14 protein-coding genes and 1 tRNA gene are annotated in these 17,486 nt (G+C 53.4%); 3 read left to right on the top strand and 12 right to left on the bottom strand.

The annotated features are described in order from the left end of the window. Positions 1 to 206: 206 nt before the first annotated feature. Positions 207 to 824, top strand: coding sequence for a TetR/AcrR family transcriptional regulator (locus tag SD961_RS06515; RefSeq protein ID WP_318789583.1), 618 nt, complete (start codon positions 207 to 209; stop codon positions 822 to 824). 35 nt (positions 825 to 859) lie between these two features. Here SD961_RS06515 and SD961_RS06510 read toward each other — a convergent pair whose 3' ends face one another. Next, a complete protein-coding gene (locus tag SD961_RS06510; RefSeq protein ID WP_318789582.1) occupies positions 860 to 3,010 on the bottom strand; it encodes an ornithine decarboxylase in 2,151 nt (716 codons plus the stop codon). 605 nt (positions 3,011 to 3,615) lie between these two features. Here SD961_RS06510 and SD961_RS06505 point away from each other — a divergent pair. Then, a tRNA-Phe gene (locus SD961_RS06505) sits at positions 3,616 to 3,691 on the top strand. 159 nt (positions 3,692 to 3,850) lie between these two features. Next, entirely contained in the window at positions 3,851 to 4,039 is a 189-nt protein-coding gene (locus SD961_RS21695) for an Arm DNA-binding domain-containing protein (RefSeq protein ID WP_412916660.1), read from the top strand. Positions 4,040 to 4,498: 459 nt separating this feature from the next. Here SD961_RS21695 and SD961_RS06500 read toward each other — a convergent pair whose 3' ends face one another. The 11 genes from SD961_RS06500 to SD961_RS06450 form a co-directional block, all read right to left on the bottom strand. Then, positions 4,499 to 4,969, bottom strand: a complete 471-nt coding sequence (locus SD961_RS06500) for a hypothetical protein (RefSeq protein WP_318789581.1) — start codon at positions 4,967 to 4,969, stop codon at positions 4,499 to 4,501. Positions 4,970 to 5,007: 38 nt separating this feature from the next. Next, positions 5,008 to 5,463, bottom strand: coding sequence for a type VI secretion system baseplate subunit TssE (gene tssE, locus SD961_RS06495; RefSeq protein WP_318789580.1), 456 nt, complete (start codon positions 5,461 to 5,463; stop codon positions 5,008 to 5,010). Continuing rightward, positions 5,463 to 6,008: a type VI secretion system lipoprotein TssJ gene (gene tssJ, locus SD961_RS06490; RefSeq protein ID WP_318789579.1), complete on the bottom strand. Its 546-nt coding sequence runs from the start codon at positions 6,006 to 6,008 to the stop codon at positions 5,463 to 5,465. Before tssJ ends, tssE begins: the two co-directional genes overlap by 1 nt. Further along, positions 5,986 to 7,071, bottom strand: coding sequence for a type VI secretion system baseplate subunit TssG (tssG, locus tag SD961_RS06485; protein WP_318789578.1), 1,086 nt, complete (start codon positions 7,069 to 7,071; stop codon positions 5,986 to 5,988). The genes tssJ and tssG overlap by 23 nt, the downstream gene beginning before the upstream one ends. After that, on the bottom strand, positions 7,035 to 8,789 hold the full coding sequence (tssF, locus tag SD961_RS06480; protein WP_318789577.1) for a type VI secretion system baseplate subunit TssF: 1,755 nt from the start codon (positions 8,787 to 8,789) through the stop codon (positions 7,035 to 7,037). The genes tssG and tssF overlap by 37 nt, the downstream gene beginning before the upstream one ends. Positions 8,790 to 8,878: 89 nt before the next feature. Next, positions 8,879 to 9,307, bottom strand: a complete 429-nt coding sequence (locus SD961_RS06475) for a hypothetical protein (protein WP_318789576.1) — start codon at positions 9,305 to 9,307, stop codon at positions 8,879 to 8,881. Positions 9,308 to 9,330: 23 nt separating this feature from the next. Beyond that, entirely contained in the window at positions 9,331 to 9,741 is a 411-nt protein-coding gene (locus tag SD961_RS06470; protein WP_318789575.1) for a hypothetical protein, read from the bottom strand. After that, positions 9,734 to 11,158, bottom strand: coding sequence for a PAAR domain-containing protein (locus SD961_RS06465; protein ID WP_318789574.1), 1,425 nt, complete (start codon positions 11,156 to 11,158; stop codon positions 9,734 to 9,736). Before SD961_RS06465 ends, SD961_RS06470 begins: the two co-directional genes overlap by 8 nt. Positions 11,159 to 11,187: 29 nt before the next feature. After that, positions 11,188 to 12,789 carry a type VI secretion system protein TssA gene (gene tssA, locus SD961_RS06460; protein ID WP_318789573.1) on the bottom strand — a complete coding sequence of 534 codons (1,602 nt, stop codon included), beginning with the start codon at positions 12,787 to 12,789 and terminating at the stop codon, positions 11,188 to 11,190. Further along, complete coding sequence (locus tag SD961_RS06455) at positions 12,789 to 16,265, bottom strand: ImcF-related family protein (RefSeq protein WP_318789572.1); 3,477 nt, start codon at positions 16,263 to 16,265, stop codon at positions 12,789 to 12,791. The genes tssA and SD961_RS06455 overlap by 1 nt, the downstream gene beginning before the upstream one ends. Next, positions 16,262 to 17,470, bottom strand: a complete 1,209-nt coding sequence (locus SD961_RS06450; protein WP_318789571.1) for a hypothetical protein — start codon at positions 17,468 to 17,470, stop codon at positions 16,262 to 16,264. Before SD961_RS06450 ends, SD961_RS06455 begins: the two co-directional genes overlap by 4 nt. Positions 17,471 to 17,486: the final 16 nt, after the last annotated feature.

Below are 17,486 nucleotides of genomic sequence, written 5' to 3'. Positions count from 1 at the left end.
GTATCACCTTCATTATTGATAAATCAATTGAATGGAATACGCGTCTCACTGAGAAATTGACTATGCTTGATGATGGAATTTGGTAACCAGATTCGAACTGGGTTAACAACGGTAACCCTGTTCTTCATCAGACAATCGCTTGTACAACAAGCAGATTTAACCGGACAAATGAGGTTATTGTGGAGCAAAGGGATTCCGCTGGGGTTATGACATTAACCGCTACAAGAGCAAGAACACGTCGTTTACTGATCGAGACCGCCATGAAAATGTTCGACAGCGGCGCGTTTCCATCCATTACCGAAGTGGCTCAGGAGGCACAGCTTTCCAGAGCCACAGCCTATCGCTACTTCCCGACGCAGAGCGCGCTGGTTTCCGCCATTGTGACGGAGACGTTAAGCCCGATCAAAAGCTGGCGCCCTGCTAAAGAAGATGCCAGCGAACGCATTAATGAACTGCTGAGTTTTGCCTTCCCGCGCATGCTGGAGCATGAAGGTACGCTTCGCGCTGCGCTGCATCTCTCGCTGACGCAGTGGGCGCACTCCCGCTCTAATGAACGCCCGGAGAAAGAGAAGCTGGTCAGAGGCAACCGTAAAGCGCTATTACAGCACGTTGTGGAGCCGCTGAATCAGGAGATGTCGCCAGAAAGGGTAGAGCGTGTGGTGCAGTCGCTGTCGCTGGTTTACGGCTCGGAGATTTTTCTGGTGATGAAGGATATCTGGGGCTGTTCCAATGACCAGTTGCAGGATATAGGCAAATGGATTGCTAAAGCGATAGTGCGTCAGGCGCGTGAAGATGAAAAGCTTTCAGCCGCAGACGCCGGGTAGTCTCTGAAAAAGGGGCCGCGTGCGGCCCCCATTGCTTACTCGTTAATCATATAGCCATAGAGCCGTTTAACGCCCTGCTCATCCGCCTCGGCATACACGCCCTGCAACTCAGGCGAGAAGCCCGGCAGCAAATTAAGCCCCTCTTCCAGCGCCAGGAAGTAGCGCTGCACCGCACCGCCCCAGGCTTCGCCAGGCACCACGCACAGCACGCCCGGAGGGTAAGGCAACGCGCCTTCAGCAGCGATGCGTCCTTCCGCCTTAGCAATGGGCACCAGCTCGACGTTGCCGCGTATAAACTCAATGTTAGCATCCTGCGGGTTCATCACTACTTTCGGCAGGCTCTCCTGACGGAACATCGCTTTCTGCAAATCTTTCACGCCGTAGCTGACGTAGAGCTGATGCATCTCCAGACAAAGGCGGCGCAGCCTGTAGCCTGCATAGCGCTTCGCATTTTTGCGGTAAATGGTAGGCAGCACGTCAGACAATAACGCATCCTCTTTCACATGCTGTTCAAACTGCGCCAGCTTGCCGACCAGATACGCCATTTTTTCCACGCTCTCTGCCGGCGTCAGCAAAAACAGAATGGAGTTGAGGTCGCATTTTTCTGGCACCACGCCATTTTCACGCAGGTAGTTAGCCAGAATCGTCGCCGGGATACCAAAAGAGGCGTACTCTCCGCCAGAAGCATCAATACCTGGTGTGGTCAGCAGTAGCTTGCAGGGATCGATCAGGTACTGATCTTTTTCATAGCCCTCGAAACCGTGCCAGTCTGCCCGCGGTGCAAAGCTGAAATAGCGGGGATCCGAAGCGATGGTTTCGGTTTTCGCTTCCTGCCAGGGCTTGCCATCCACCTCATCAGGAATAAAGGGCTTAATCATTTCGCATCGGGCCAGAATGGCTTTGCGGGCATCAATTCCCAGCGTCACGCACTCGTGCCACAAGCGGCGGCCCGCTTCTCCCTGATGCATTTTGGCGTTAACGTCCAGCGCGGCAAACAGCGGATAAAAGGGGCTGGTTGAGGCGTGCAACATAAAGGCATTGTTCAGGCGCTTGTGGCTGCAAAAGCGCTGCTGCCCGCGAATATGGTTATCTTTTTTGTGGATCTGCGAAGTCTGCGAGAAGCCAGCCTGCTGCTTGTGCACCGACTGCGTAACAAAAATGCCCGGGTCGCTCTCCTTCAGCTCCAGAAGCAGTGGAGAACAGGCTTCCATCACCGGAATAAACTGCTCATAGCCAACCCACGCCGAGTCAAACAGGATGTAGTCGCAAAGATGGCCAATGCTGTCAATCACCTTACGGGCGTTATAAACCGTGCCGTCGTAAGTGCCAAGCTGGATCACCGCCAGGCGGAAGGGCCGTGCTTCATCAGCCCGCTCCGGCGCAACTTGTTTAATTTCATTACGCACATACTCTTCATCAAAGCAGCGGGCATCAATGCCGCCGATAAAGCCAAACGGGTTGCGGGCCGTTTCCAGATAAACCGGCGTGGCCCCCGCCTGGATAAGTGCGCCATGATGGTTAGATTTGTGATTATTGCGGTCGAAAAGCACCAGATCGCCGCGCGTCAACAGCGCATTTGTTACCACTTTGTTGGCGCTGGAAGTGCCGTTCAGCACGAAATAGGTTTTATCCGCGTTAAACACTTTGGCGGCAAATTTCTGGGCATGCTTGGCCGAGCCTTCATGGATCAGCAGATCGCCGAGCTTCACGTCAGCATTGCACATATCTGCACGAAAAACGTTTTCACCAAAGAAATCAAAAAACTGTCGCCCGGCAGGGTGCTTTTTGAAAAACGCCCCGCCCTGATGGCCCGGACAGGCAAACGTGCTGTTGTCCATCGCTACATATTTGGTCAGGGTATTGAAAAACGGCGGCAGGAGTTCGCTCTGGTATTCCGCCGCGGCAGCTTCCAGCTTGATAGCATCATCCCCGTTGCCGGTCAGCAGCCCGACATTCTCTGGCAACTCCAGCTCTTGCGCCTGTTCAGGATAATCCAGCGAAATAAAGACCGGCAGATTAAAGCCGGTATGCCGCAGCAGCGCCAGCATACCGGATCTGGAGTCGGCAACCGAGACAACCACCGCTGCCACGTCGGTAAAATCGGTTTTCTCCAGCGTAACGACTTCGCGTCCGGTCTGGAGGTGAATAGCCACAGTGGTGCTGGCTGCAATTTTCAGTGGTGTCATAACACAAATCCTTAAGCGGCAAGGATGAGTGGGTGCCATCAGGCACAGCAATGGGAAACGGCAACAGCCCTCGCCCGGCGAAAGGTGTCTGGAGGATAAAGAGCCAGAGATGCAGGCTTCAACCGATAGACATCAGTAAAATCAGATCGCGTCTGTTTTTACGCATGGCCATGAGTTAAGCGTATGAAAACCTCATCGGACGGTGCGACTCTTTTTTGACAGAATGTGACAGGCGGATCGGCAGACGCGCGGCATCGGGAGATGTCGGGAACAGTTGCTGGAGAGCAGCAGTGAACCTTGCATAGCGGCGGCCTCAAGAAGCAGATGACGGTATTCATCAGTAAGGCCGCAATCATGGCATTTTTTATTTTGCGGTTCAATGGGCTGATGCATCATCCAAAGTGCATCCGATTCCGCCCCCGGTATGTGGCATTATACAGCCGCCCTGCTTGCTTTGCCGTAGAAGGTATCCAGTATAAAATAAGTCCGCCTGCATAAGAACTTGCTACTTTTTCGCCGGGTTGATGGAAAAGAGTGCAACCAGCGCGTTTTTGGCTATAAAGACATTGACGCTCCGCAGCCAGTAAGGTTTAATGCGCCCCGTTGCCCGGATAGCTCAGTCGGTAGAGCAGGGGATTGAAAATCCCCGTGTCCTTGGTTCGATTCCGAGTCCGGGCACCATTTCCACTTCTCTTCACCCCTCCCAAAGCCTGAAAAAATCATTTTCTATCAGAGTCATAGATCTTTTTCCAACATTCCAAACCTCAATGACTTCAATAACTTCAACACTATCTGAATCAGGTTGCATTGTGGGCTTTTCAGAAGGCTTATTGTGTTTAACTGACAGCCCGACAGATCGAAACCACAAAGCCTGCAAAGAAGAATTTTAAACTCCCCACTGAGCGCGCCCTTTTTTACCTGGTTACTACCACCGGCAAACGCTACTGGCGCATAAAATACCGTCTCGCCGGTAAAGAGAAAAAGCTGTCTTTCGGTGTTTATCCGGAGAGTTCTCTGATGAAAGTCTGAGTTAAACGCGACGAGGTGTGGAGGGAGATTGCAGATGAGGATGATCCGGGTGAAAAACTCGCCATAAGATATCCATCGAAAGTACCTTCAGGGCACTGCTTATTGCGTGACATAAGCCCATTGGTAAGCCAGGCAGCGAGCGTTCAGGCAGCCCTGAAAAAGGATATTTTCGCGTATAGGGGAAACGCCCAGAGCGAAAATCATTCCTCTGGGATGCTGGGGGTGTTTGCTGTAACGGATTAATACTGCTGCCCTGAGCAAGGCTGCCTTCCACGAGCAGCATCAGCTTTTATGGTGAAAAGTACGCTGAGCGCCAGAAAAAGAATTATTTTTTTCATATCTGTAGCCGTGATTTACTTTATCCATTAAGAGAGATTTCCCCGCATTTATTGACCGTTTCGCCAGATAAAAATGCATTGGCCAACAGCAAAGATATCAGGATTAATAATCACAAATTTGCTATGGCAGAAGGCTGGTAATCAGGCGAAAGAAAGTATCTTCATCGAAGATGCGTCCGGCCCGGGGCAATGTACTGTGCGGATTAAACGTCCAGTCGCTAACGTTACCTGCACGCATAAACAAGCGGCCCAGTGTGGTAACGCCTCCTCCGGCATGAAGAGTAATCTCAACCCCTCCCGTCACGCCCTGACTATACAAAAATATCGGCAAAAACTTTATGGCCCGGTTTTCGTAACTCAGAACGATGGCGGAAATATTAAAAGCGCCTCCCTCAACCAGCAGGTCCGTAACGGGGACAGTAAGCTTCTCCATATTAAGTCCGGTACCCACCAGCCACTCGTCCATCTGTTCCTGAAGCTGCTCCATGCGCAGGCGAAATGTGGCGATATCAATCTGACTCTTACTACTGAACGAGGCAGGGGCGATTTGTCGGGACTGTAGCTTTTTCAGGAACTGTGATTTTGCTGACATTATCTTATCTGACCTTATACACTGGATAATAAATGGGGTTACATCCTCGTAGTATTTTCCAGGTACTGCTGTTGCTTGAGGTGTCGCAACAGAACCCGCCCTTCGGGCTTAAACTCTGTGCCATAGCGCACCAGGCCAATACCTTTGAGCTCAGCATCAATGGCATAACGCAGCTCGCCAGGCTGAGCTTGCTCAAGCAGAACCACCTTAATACTTTTCAGACGTGGTTCGTACTTGAGCAGGACGGAAGACAGAGTACCCATCAGCTCATGCGCCGTACCCGGCATCCCCTGCAGGATTCTGGTCATATCCGGCAGACCGTAGTCCGGCAGATGCGCCAGCGTGCCTGCGCGACAGTTAAGAACGCGCTGCATATTATCCAGCACTGACAGAATGACCTGGTTTTCTTCACTGACCTGATGGAGATCGAGGCCGCCGGAGAAATTGCCGGTAAGCATTTCATAGAGTGAAGGCGTGTTGTGTCCCTGGGGCATCAGTCATCCTTAAGCGGTTGCAGCGTCAGATGGTTATTACCGACTTCCAGAATGCGCGGCTTATCCGGATCAAGGTCTTCGCGCCCTATCACCAGCTTCCAGGTGTTGTTGACCATCTCCGGGTGACGGAACAGACCCACCACCGCCACAAACTGTGCATCGGCCTCCATCGGCATATTCAGGTTCGCATCACCGCCCGGCTTCAACACAACATCACGGCTGGCTAACAGGTCGGCTTTCAAAATGGTGTCCCCGTCTTTCAGCAACTGCTGGTAGACCATTTTGTCGAAGGTTTTACGGTCTTTCAGTTGATAAACACGAACCACCACCGGCTCAGACAGCGAGTTATTCTCGCGGGAATCGGTGTTCAGCTCTTCACGTGCCGTGAAATCCAGGTGCAGATCTTTTATCTTCTTGTAAAAAATGGCGTTAAACGCCGATTGGGTGCCGTCGGTAACACCCTGCATCGCCCCACAGCCTGCCAGACAAACTGTCAGCAGCGGCAACAGCCAGCGCGCAGCTTTAGTTAAATTTGTACGTAACACGTCGGTTTCCTTGTTGTGGTGTCGCGGGCTCCAGCCCGGTGTAGTAACCCAGTTCTGTCGTAAAGGTCTGAGGGATATCATCCGGGAAGTCATCGCCCTCCACGCCCAGTACGCCGTTCATACCCAGCCAGAAAGGATCTGCTCCCAGTGGAGGAACGGCCAGCAGTCGGGTAGAAGTGGTCAGGGTAATCTTTGCCTTAAAGCGCCAGCCGAGATAGACCCGCAGCATCACCAGAAAGTCCAGATACAGCAGACCATCCGGTTTCCAGCCCTGCGCCTCCTGTTCGTTATCGGTACACAGGGCAATCAGCAGCTGGCTGTTGGCATCCATCGCCTCGTCGCCAAGCACCGTGTTACCGTCCAGCAGAAAATCGTCATCACCGTAGAAGCCCAGCGGCTGACTGACCGCCACGGGCCGCAGACAGTACGGGCTGACCTTTACGGTGGTATCCGGCGCCAGCAGGCTCACCAGCGCCTGTATCCCTTCCTGGGTTTTGCCTGGCTGCTGCAGCACACCCAACAGTGCCAGAAAGCGCGACACCGGCGTGGCAATATGATTTGCCGTACCAGGAATACCCAGCCCCACCAGGCCCAGCAGAGACTGCGAAATACTGTCGGTCCCGCCAGGCTCAAACGTGGCCGGGTAGGAGTATTTACGCCAGATGCGGTAAAACTGCGTCAGGATGCGATGGCTGAAAATATCCAGAAAGCCCTGCAGCGCCTCATGCCCTTCCCGGCACTGGGTGATGTCATCGAGATATGCCGTCGGCAAAGGTGAGTCGACACCGTACATCCCCATAAAGGTGGTGCGGATAACCGGTGGCTTACTGTCATCGTCCTCATCATATTCAACGGCCTTCAGTTCGCTGGCCGGAAATCCCATGCCCGGATGCGGCGCAAACCGCACCGGGTCATCAGCGGGATGGCTGGTTGAACCCATCAGCGGTCTGCCTGGATTACGCTTCTCCAGCAGCTGGCATAAGCGGTAAAAGTTGATGCGGTGAAGGTCGGCCTCCAGCCGCGGGGTCAGCCGGGAATGCGGCGGTTGTGCTTCTCTTCCCATTCCAGGCGCTCTCCGGTCGGTTGCAGAATGATAATCAGGCGGTTAAACAGATAGATGTCAGTGTAGAGCGCGAAAAAGCGGCTCAGCATCTCGCCGAACAGGCAGATGTCGCCACGCCCGGCAAAGCCATGACTGTCCAGCGTCACTTCAATCTGCACGCCACGAACCAGGTAGCCCTGCTCGAAGCGCTCGGTTTCACTGTGCTTTACCTCGATGATGGCTTCCAGGCGACGGCGGTTCATCTCGCTGTCAGTCCATTCGTACAGTGCCAGGGTGCCGCGCAGCACATCGGCGTTATCCATCATCGACAGGAAACCGCTGCCGAGATGGCTCAGCACACGCCAGTGAAAACGGTCCTGCGCTGGGGGATAACAGGGTAGTGTCGGCGCGCACAGGTTACGTACGGCGATACTGGCCGAGGTGGTTTTCATTACCGTATCGAGCACGGTGCTCTGCAGCGCACGGCGAGGTAGCTGTCCGTTGGTACCGGTGAGCGTCAGAGAAAGGCTTTCGTCTTTCGGCACCGTGTGGTTATCAAACGCTTCTCCGCCGAGAATAAGCCAGGTATTGTGCAGCCCGGACGGACCACGGCGCACACGGGTGTGGTAATAATATTCTGGCGCTTCATGGCGCATCATTCCGCCTTTGTGGCGGAAACTCGAAAATGGCACGTAAGTATGCTGGCTTGATGACATCACCGAGTCCACGGCATAAATCTCGGTATGGCCATCCTGCACGCGCATCGGGCGCAGCATGTATTCTGTCTGCAGAGAGTTCAGCGTCAGCGGATCAGATTCCAGCGGAAACAGGTTAATCACCGGCACACAGTTCAGGCGCAGATGCTTTTCGGTAAAGCTGAAGTCATGCTCCCAGCGTTCTGCCAGCACCACGTCAATTTCAAACCATGGAAGCTCAGCCGGAAAGACCACGCTCTCCAGCCCACGCAGGCCCGTGAACATGAATTTCTCTCGGAAGGAGAAGTACTCCAGCAGCAGCTGGTAGCCACTGAAATTGCTCCCTCCTTTCGGCCACAGGCCGTCATCATCGCCAAACCCCAGTGCGGTGAAATATCCGTCCAGCGGTTTTCTGTCCACGTCGCCCGGCATCCGCAGCCATAGGCGCGCAATGTTCATGGTAAAGGCTTCATGCATGGCACATGCCAGTGGCGCGTCAGCATTGAAGTAGAATGGGATCTGGCTGAGTTCGACCCGGCTCCAGTCGGCAAGATGGCTGCAGTTAAAGCGCAGTCTGATAACAGAGCGCCCATCAGGATCGGTCGAAAGTCGGACCTGCTCCAGCGACAGCGGCTGTAGCGTGATCTCTTTGGTGGTGGTGTACCGGCAGCGAGTGCCCTTTTCACCTATCGGCCGCGAGTTTACCTCGAAGCCTTTAACAATACGCATCTGCTCTTTCATCTCGCGCCAATCGGGGGTGAATTCCACCACCGACATCGAAGGAATGGTGCGCAGATAATGTGGCCACAGCAGACTGACCACCCCTTCGGTCAGTTCAGGCAGGTCGTCGTCGAGCTTCTCACGCAGCCGGCCCATCAGAAAGGCAAAGCCCTCGAACAGGCGTTCCACGTACGGGTCGCGCGCGCCCGCTTTATCGAGATTGAGCATTGCCGCCTGCTCCGGGTGAGCACGGGCAAACTCTTCGCCAGCTTCCAGCAGGTAGCGCATTTCGGCGTCGTAATAACGCAGGGTTAAATCATCCATATTTATTCTGCTTAGTAAATTGCTGCGTGTTAAACACTGAAACAGACTCCGGGAGTCTGGCACGGGTAATCATATAAAAAAGAGAACCATCAATGCTGAGTACAAAGGGACGGTTCTATGGCATATTTTTTTGCCATACCAGGCATCCAACCCGAAGGGATACCCTGGCATTCTGTGTAACCTTTATGCATCAAAGAAGTTGTGTATCTTTCTGAAAAGATGAATATTCCCAGGATAGTTAACCCTAAGATGATAAACGTGGTTTTCAGTAATTTTTTACCTGATGTAACGGTTATCCGCTTCCCGGTAAAAACAACAGGAAAAATCATCGCCAATAACGGTGAGAAAAAAAAGAAAAATGCGGCAGCAAAAGCTACCCAAAAAGAGAAGTTAACGACATCGGGGTAAGAAAGATATTCGCGCAACTTAAAAATACCGAGATATGAAATTCCGACGGAAATCGCCAGGAAGAATACAACTCCGAAAAATGCAATTACACGTTGTTTAAGAGGATACATTGCTTGCCAAGTCCGTCAAGATTTCATGGACAAATGCCATGAGAGCTAATTTCAAGATAAATGAAATCCTCGTCTTTATCAGACACGGTTTTCAGCAAAGGATATATGTTGGCTCCAGAGTGTTTTTTTTGATGATCACCATCCCCTGTTGTTAAATTAAATCCACCACCATATTCCTCTGAAAACAACCATTCTAGATTCTGGTCTTTACTGGATCGTTGAAACTGAGCAAATGCTTTCTGTTGTCCGACAGCAAGCGTAAAATGTTCATCAGTATTTCCTCCCAATGAAGAGATATAGCCAGAGAATTTTGAAACCGAGACAGAAAGCGGTGCATCGCAAGGATTTTTTATAAAAATAACGCCGGGGTATGGTTTTTGTGACGAACACGCTGACATACTCAAAAAAAGACAAACAAGAAGTAATTTAGTCATTGAATTTTACCCTACTCAGCCAGATCAAACCTTTTACATCCTCTTCAGCCGCCACTGAATGTTTACCCTGGATGTCCAATGATTGCTGCTTATCTGCATATTTCATTATATCTATTTCTTCACTTGATGGCATAGTGGTGCCGGGCAGAGGTTCCTGGGAAAGACTTGAGCTACTCTTATGTGTCCACGAATAGTCTTTTGTCCAACCAAAAGGTGCATATTTATCGAGCACTATGTGTCCCATTTCGTGGGGCGCTGTCAGCTTAAATAACATATCAGCTTGAGATGATGCATTTTGCGAAGGTAAGGATTGATAGACCTTCGAATAGAATCCAAGATTATGGCAAACTTTTCTGAATCCCTTCAGACTTGTTGAACGTCCAAATTCACTATCCAAAACCTCTATCAAATCAAATGATGGCATGGCCGGAGCTATATTAATACTCACAGAGACCTTTACTTTATAACGCCCATTTTTTGTTGGAATATCCTCACCAATTGTTGGTAGCCGATCACCATTCCGAGACCAATATAGTTCTATCCCTTCTTTTGCCATCTTTTGTAAATCAATATAACTCACGGGTTGGAGCAATTGATTCTTACCGTCAATGCCGCCATCATCAAAAGCGACCCGCCAGAAGACATCAACTGTGGTACTGGTTCTATTGATTTGCACATCCACCCAATCTTGTTCTTTAGGTGAATTATTTAGTAGCAGATCTACCTTTATCATTTGATCACCCCTAAGGGCAATTAATCTGACCGTTAATGACTTACTTTTAAGCTTACGAGTATCCAGTATTCCTGCATTACTGTAACCATCCCAGCACCATTCATGCTCGCCTTGCTCAAAGAAGCTGGAAGTATGCTTTTCACTGTAAATAAGTTCAGCACCATCCACAACCTCAAGGGAAAGCCCTTCAGCCTCATCGCCTTTATTGATGATTCGGAAACCAATTTTCTCAGTGTTGTTGGTACTTCCTCCCTTTATCATCTCATCATAGTCTGGAATTGAAAGAGGCGTAAGGACCTTATTTCCTGACAGCAGGATCTTATAATCCAGTTTTTCATCGCTTTTTTTATTATTCTTATTTGCTGACTGTGCATGTTGTTCAGGTTCGCTCTGGCCTGAGGTTGTCTTCTCGTACGTATCATCCATCATCGACGGAATAAACTTCGCCTTACAGGGGCAGGTACTGTAGCTGTCGAGGGTTCCGGCCATTCGCCTGTCGTGAACGGTATCGTTGTCGATGCCACCGGCTATCTTGAAAAGCCCGGCATGTTTACCGCAGGTCACACTGTCCTGCTCCCGGGCAACAGGTTTATCAAACAGAGTGTGATCCTCTGCGCCCGTGGTGATTTTCCCGCCGCAGGTCGTCTTGTCGCCCTGTACCAGGTAAAAGCCTTCTGCTGCCATATTTTTCCCTTAGCTGAATTCTGTCCGGGTTATCCGCAAAGCACTGCGCTGCTTGCCGGATCGAGCGCAATCAGACCGGACAGAAGCAAATCCATCTCGGGCTGAAGCCGTGATTTATCGGTTTCACTGCGTGTGGCTTTCATGCGCAGCAGTCTGAGGCGACGTGATTTCACTTCAAACAACAGTGCCGGTGTCCACTGAGTGAGGGTGATTGACTGTGCTGCACCATCGAGTTCCCCCAGCAGATGCAGCGCCAGTTCATTCCTGCCCTTCTGCTCGGCCACGCGGGCCATCAGCAGACGCAGCAGCCATTTGTCTTTTGCCGAGTCGGTGCCCGGACGGGTCTGCAGCCAGTGTAGTGTGGCATCCAGACCGTCAGTGTCCGCTTTCTCCAGCGCTTCAGGCTCGAGGGCAAGGATATCGTTATCCGTCTCACTGACAGCACTGATCGGCTCATCCCGCCAGCCGGACATATCGTCCAGCACGCTCTGATTTATCCAGTTGAGCGTGACCTCATCGGCAAACGGCGTCCCGTCATTAAAGGCCAGGGTTTCAAGCCCGGTGAGGCGGCGCAGCAATCCTTTCAGGTCTGCAGCGATGATATCAGCCAGTACATCCTGCCCCGACTTCATCAGGGCCTGGTGGATATACCACTGCAAATCCAGCCAGAGGTGATTGGCGCCACGCGAGAAGGTGCTGTCCGCCTGTTCCAGTATCTCCAGCCAGCTCTGCTGCAGATACAGGCGTTTGAGCATGGCCCGCTGGTCAGCGCGCGGCGGTTCGATGCGCGTTTTCCCGTCGGCATCCGGTGCCGGAATAGCACTCAGCGTGTCATGACGCAGGCTTTTCATCAGCCGGTGTGCTGCAAGCCAGCCATCGGGTTGCTCACGCAGATATCCGGTCAGTGTACGGGCCTGAGCCAGTAAATCCTGGCCGGAGGTAATGCGGTTCAGAACCGGTGCGTCTGACTCGACCGTATGCGTGGCGCTCTGTGACTGTGCTTTATTACCGACGTTCTGTGGCACCACAGCATCCACGCCACCGGCCTTCATCAGGCGAGACTCCAGCGCGCTGTACAGGGCATTCAGTTCTGGCCGTGACGCTTCCGGCTCGGTCTCCAGACTGTCGCGAATAAGCAGCAGCGCACCGGCAGTGCGCAGTGCATCGTCGCGTACCACTTCCGGCCAGAGTGACAGGCTGTCCAGCACACGGGAGCCTGCGAGCCACTCCAGGGCCGGTTTACGGCTCCGCTCACGCTGAGGATGAAGCTGCGTTCCATAGCGCTGTAGCAATCCCGCCAGCAGTTCAAGCCCTTCGGCAAATCCGGTTTCCCCGTCCTGGTGCAGACGCGCCCAGCAGTAATAGGTGGCAATCCGGATATCTTTGGCCGTGGTGGTCAGCAGTTTTTCGGCAAGCGTGCAAATCAGCCCGGTATCAATGCCAGAAAGCTTATTGACCTCCTCCCGGATACGCTGAAAATCATCGTCATAGCCGGGGTCTTCTCCGGTCGGACTGGTGTCAGTTACCGGAGCAAGCCAGGGCTGCCAGTTTTCCGTGTGTGTCTGCGCCTGTTGCCGCAGCTGCGTGTCGTCAGCCTGACAGGCCACGATCAGATTCTGCAGTGTACTCATTATTCGACTCCATCCATGTCACTGTTTCCGGCACTGGCCATCAGCGCCTGAGCCGTGGCTGCGCTGTCGACACTGAATATCTGATCCGGCAGCGTGAACCCGCGCAGATCCAGCAGCGCCAGCGGACCTTTTCCGAGTTGTGAGCGCAATACCCACTGCAGGGTTCGACCGTCCGGGGCGGTGAAGCTCATCATCCACTGGCTGCGGTCAAGCTGCTGGCGCTTGCCCTGGTCCAGCCAGCGAATAAAGCCCCAGGTCCCGCTGTAATCCCCGAACAGGCGCGCGCCGGCGTTGACCGTAGTCCAGGTCAGCATCGCCCCCTGCTTGTAAGTCTCTCCCGGCCAGCGGAAGCTCTGCCAGTCAGCCATCTGATTGAAATAATGCAACGGCTGGCCATCAATGGTCAGCTGTGTTTCGACCACCTGCGGTACAGGGCGCGCCTGCAGCTCAAAGCTGATGCCCTGGCTGCCATCGGTGAACAGAATGTCTGACAGCTGGCTCAGTTGATTAATCGCCCGCAGGAAAGCCGGGTTAAAACTCAGTCCCTGGCTGTTGACCTTATCCGGTACCCACTGGCTGCCCTCTTTGTGCAGTACCCCGCTGAGCTCGGTCGTCAGGAAGCGCTCAATACGACCGCTGTCCTTGCGCAAAAACTCAGCCAGCATCGGCAGGGAGGCATCACTTTTACTCGCCGCAAACGGGAAACGTCCATCAAAGGCGGTGTGCCAGTTCGCCACCACCGAGCGGCTCCATTTGTCATTCAGACTCGCTGCCGACGGCTGAAGCACGGTCTCCCAGGCTTGGGTCAGTGGCTGCACAAACATCGTGCTGCCAAAACCGCTCCACTCTTCGCCAAGGCTTGCCGAAATCAGACTGCCGTAATGCTGGGTGTCGGTCAGATCCACGCTTTTGCCCTGAAATACCGTCTGCGCCAGGGTCTGCATCATCTCCTGCGGGTCGGAAGCGCTCGCCACCTGCTGCAGGCGCAGGCGTACACGAGTGATGCGGGTGAGGTAAGTCTGCAGGCTCAGCGTGTTATCAGCCGACATCAAGTTGCTGCCCTTGTTTTTGCCCAGGAGCTGAAGCAGCGGACCAAAGGTTTCATCGAGCGGCCCCTGCGGCCCTGACGCAGACTGGTCAATCACGGGTTTGTCTTTTCCGCCTACGAGGTCTTTGGCTGACCTGATGATGGAGTCCGAAAGGCCTTCGCTTTGCTGACCGGTCTGCCCCTGCCAGGCGATGGTGTTCATCAGGGCAATCAGTGGCGACTGCCGGACATCACTCATCAGCGTCAGCTGGTCGGTCACATCAGCAATATTGTTTGCCGGATTCCAGTGCAGGCTGTTGAGGAAACTCAGCCAGCTGCCGGCAAAGTCGGTGAAGTAACGTTGCGTCAGACGCGCTTTCAGGGCTTCCGGCGACAGGTCTGAGGAAACCGCTTTCCGGCTGTCACTCAGCACCCAGTCAATTTCATCCCGGCGCGAATTTGCGGCCTTTTCGATAGCCTGCTGGATGCCCCCTTCCCACGCCTGGCGGGTGAACATGCCCGGCACCACCTCCCCGGTGGTGAACAGCCGACGCGCATCGGTACCGCTGGTCATGTCTTCCAGAGACACATCAGCAAAATTACGGCGCACGGATTTGAGCATGTTCTCATACAGGGTACTTTCGGCGTTACGCCGTCCAATTTGCTGCAACAGCACCTGACGGCTCTGGCTCACCAGCTGCGCATCCGGTGTGATTTTCCACTGTGGCTGTTTTGGCAGTTCGGAGATGTAGAACGCCCACAGGTCAGGTGACAGGCTTTGCCACAGGCCGGTTGAAATGCCTATCCGCGTCGGCTGCACGGCTTTCATGGTCTGAGCGTAATACGCGCCATGGGCTTTATCCGGACGGGCCATCATCAGCCAGGCTTTCAGCTGGTCATAGGCCGGTTTCGCCAGCTGCGCCCGCTGGTCGCTGTTGGGAGCGGAGTTTACCAGCGCGCTGAGCTTCTGCGTCAGGGCGGCATTTGCCGGGTCGCGTATCAGGCGGTTGTTCGCCACGCCGTACCAGGGCAGCATCGCGTCGAGCAGCTGCTGATTATGGTCCAGACCGAAGCGCTGGTACCATGGCGCACCTTCCTGAATTCGGTGCTGCAGGCGTCCGGCGTCATTTCGCAGGGTATGCAGGGCCGTCAGCTGGTAATCCGATACGGAAGGATGCTCCACCAGAGCATGCGCCTGCTGCGCCACGGAGACAATCTGCAGGCGGTTGACCGCAAACGACAACAGCGTTCCCGCCCCCCAGACACCGGTAATGGCCATCAGCGTCCAGGCCAGCGTCTGTTCCCACGCCATACCGACACGGCGGCCACGCACTCGGGTACAGTCATCAACGATCCCCTGCCAGGTCACCGGCAGGGTCAGGGCATGACGCTGTGACTCAGGAACATATTTCTCTGCGTCTGCAGATGTAGCGGCTCCCTCTGGCGTATCAGCGGGTTTATTCTCCGGCAGGCTGAACATCAGACCACGCAGCGGAACGCGTTGCTGGGAGACAGCCAGCCACGGCACCAGCTGCTCAGCCCAACGCTCGATAGCGCCTTCACTAAGATGCTGACCCAGACGCAGCAGAAAGTCGTGGCTGTTGTTTTCAACGACCTGACTCACCCCGTGTGTCCGCAGGGCCGGCAACATCAGCTCAAGCTGGCGGGTAATATCATCAGCTTTGGCACGCAGCGGGAAGCTTGCCCCTACCGCCTGTTCAGTGCGTTTTGCCTGCGACCACTTGCTGTCGCACAGTTGCCACAGCCAGACCGGCGCGGAATAACGGAGCAGTTCGCTGATTTTTTCCAGTCCGCGTAAATCGTTGTCGCTTATTTGTGGCGTCAGGATAAGCGATTCAGGTATTACCCGGACAATGCCGTCCAGTGGGCGCCCGCGACGCAGTTTGCGTAGCGCGATGTATTTTTCGCGATCGGGCTCCGATGTCAGACTGCCGCCGTAAATAAGAACGGTACGGTTGCCTTCAAGCCACTGTTGCTGTTGCAGGCCGGGGATCAGTTGCTCAATCGCGGCTTCGTCGCCAGTGATTAACAACAGACGGGTTTTACGACGCCAGTAAAGGCCAATACGGGAGCGGAGATGCCCCCGAATCTTGTTACACATGGCCACCGCAGGGTGAACAGGCGCTTTATCACTTTCCCATTTCTTTTTCTCATCATCACCGCTGGTATTGTCGACAAGCGTATTAAACTCCTGCTTACCGGCACTGCGTACCGCCGCCAGAAGCACCACGGATACGATAAGGGCGCAGCCTGAAATACATCCGCCGGCGATAAGCCAGTAAATTTGCTGCTGACTTCCATCTTCAATCCCTGCTATGTCCGGATGCTTCCAGACCATGAACGTCATAACGGCTAACAGCAAAAAGAAAATCAATGCGACAGCAAGATAGCGGCCTTCCGTAGTCTTCGGTGCTAAAGGTAGCTTCACGGATCCATCTCCTGTCGGGAAGCAATCGGGGTAATGAGCGTGCTCCACAGCACATTCTGTGTGGTATCACCGCAGATAATCATCTGTGGTAACTGAGTTTGTCGGGCGATTTCGGTGGCGGCAGCGATAGCCAGCCACGGAGCTGCGGTTCCGGCATGTCCCATGGATGTATCGAGTGAAATGACGGCGTCGTCCTCTACAGACTGCGCAGGGTGTGCATTCTGGCACCCAATCACTTCTGCGCGCTGCTCACCCGTCAGCCCGGCAAGCCATAAATTTTTCACGATATTTTCTTTGAGCGGGACGTTATAGGCGGCCATGTTCATCCCCTCCCTCAGCTCACCGGTTGGAGCAGCATCTGGCCGGTGCAGCAACGCGAGAGGTTCGAGTGCTTCCTGAGTCAGGCGGTTGCCAAGAAGCAGAGCAACGGCTGCTTCAGCAGTATTGTTTGAAACAACCGGATCAATCTGGAGGCCAACAATCAATAACATCGCATCATCTTTGATGCGGTGATCCAGCCAGTGGTTGACTACCCCCGGCCCATTGCTGTCTGTGTACTCAAGCGCACAGGTTATGCCACTCTCCTGCCAGGCTTCCTGCCAGATATTTCTGACGGCAGGGAATGGCAGAGATGACGAGACATCGAGGATGACAACAAGCGAAGCGTTCTCAGGAAACTGGTGAACTGGAAGATCGGCAATAAGCTCAGAGAACAAACGTGAGATAACCAATCCAGGAGTATCTTCTGGTTCTGCCGTAATACGGCTCAGCCTCCTGCTTTTTTCGCCTTTCCAGTCCGACTGCGAAATGATAATGCTGTGATTATTGAGCATATCATCAGCAACAGAACGCTGTTCGTCTTCCTGATGGGCTGTAATAAATGTCGTATTCAAAACCTGAAGTGCACGACGAGCCCTACGGGTCTCACTCAAGATCCATTGCTTTCGACGCCGGTCAAAACCATTCGCTTTACTGTCCTGTAATGACCAGACCCACATGCGAATAGTGAAACACACAATCCACACAACTAATGGTGTGCCAATGGCCAACATCCAGAAGTGACTGTTATCGATGTATCGTCCGAATATCCGCATACGAATCACACTGATGACCAGCATCGCAACCAATACGGCAAGCCAACGGGATATTTTAGGTGGTACTTGCCGGGAATAACATTCAGGAGGATGTTTCAGGGAATACGGCATTTATACTCTCATACTT

The organism is Erwinia sp. MMLR14_017 (assembly GCF_033657285.1).
Lineage (GTDB): Bacteria > Pseudomonadota > Gammaproteobacteria > Enterobacterales > Enterobacteriaceae > Erwinia.
Note: the sequence above shows the minus strand (reverse complement) of the source record. Positions and strands in the feature narration are given on the sequence as shown.

Bases quoted from the DNA above. Each gene is read 5' to 3' on its own strand.
- tssF (WP_318789577.1), bottom strand. From the start codon at position 8,789: ATGGATGATTTAACCCTGCGTTATTACGACGCCGAAATGCGCTACCTG.
- SD961_RS06475 (WP_318789576.1), bottom strand. From the start codon at position 9,307: ATGTATCCTCTTAAACAACGTGTAATTGCATTTTTCGGAGTTGTATTC.
- tssA (WP_318789573.1), bottom strand. From the start codon at position 12,789: ATGAGTACACTGCAGAATCTGATCGTGGCCTGTCAGGCTGACGACACG.
- SD961_RS06450 (WP_318789571.1), bottom strand. From the start codon at position 17,470: ATGCCGTATTCCCTGAAACATCCTCCTGAATGTTATTCCCGGCAAGTA.
- SD961_RS06500 (WP_318789581.1), bottom strand. From the start codon at position 4,969: ATGTCAGCAAAATCACAGTTCCTGAAAAAGCTACAGTCCCGACAAATC.
- SD961_RS06470 (WP_318789575.1), bottom strand. From the start codon at position 9,741: ATGACTAAATTACTTCTTGTTTGTCTTTTTTTGAGTATGTCAGCGTGT.
- SD961_RS06465 (WP_318789574.1), bottom strand. From the start codon at position 11,158: ATGGCAGCAGAAGGCTTTTACCTGGTACAGGGCGACAAGACGACCTGC.
- SD961_RS06510 (WP_318789582.1), bottom strand. From the start codon at position 3,010: ATGACACCACTGAAAATTGCAGCCAGCACCACTGTGGCTATTCACCTC.
- SD961_RS06515 (WP_318789583.1), top strand. From the start codon at position 207: ATGACATTAACCGCTACAAGAGCAAGAACACGTCGTTTACTGATCGAG.
- tssG (WP_318789578.1), bottom strand. From the start codon at position 7,071: ATGGGAAGAGAAGCACAACCGCCGCATTCCCGGCTGACCCCGCGGCTG.
- tssE (WP_318789580.1), bottom strand. From the start codon at position 5,463: ATGCCCCAGGGACACAACACGCCTTCACTCTATGAAATGCTTACCGGC.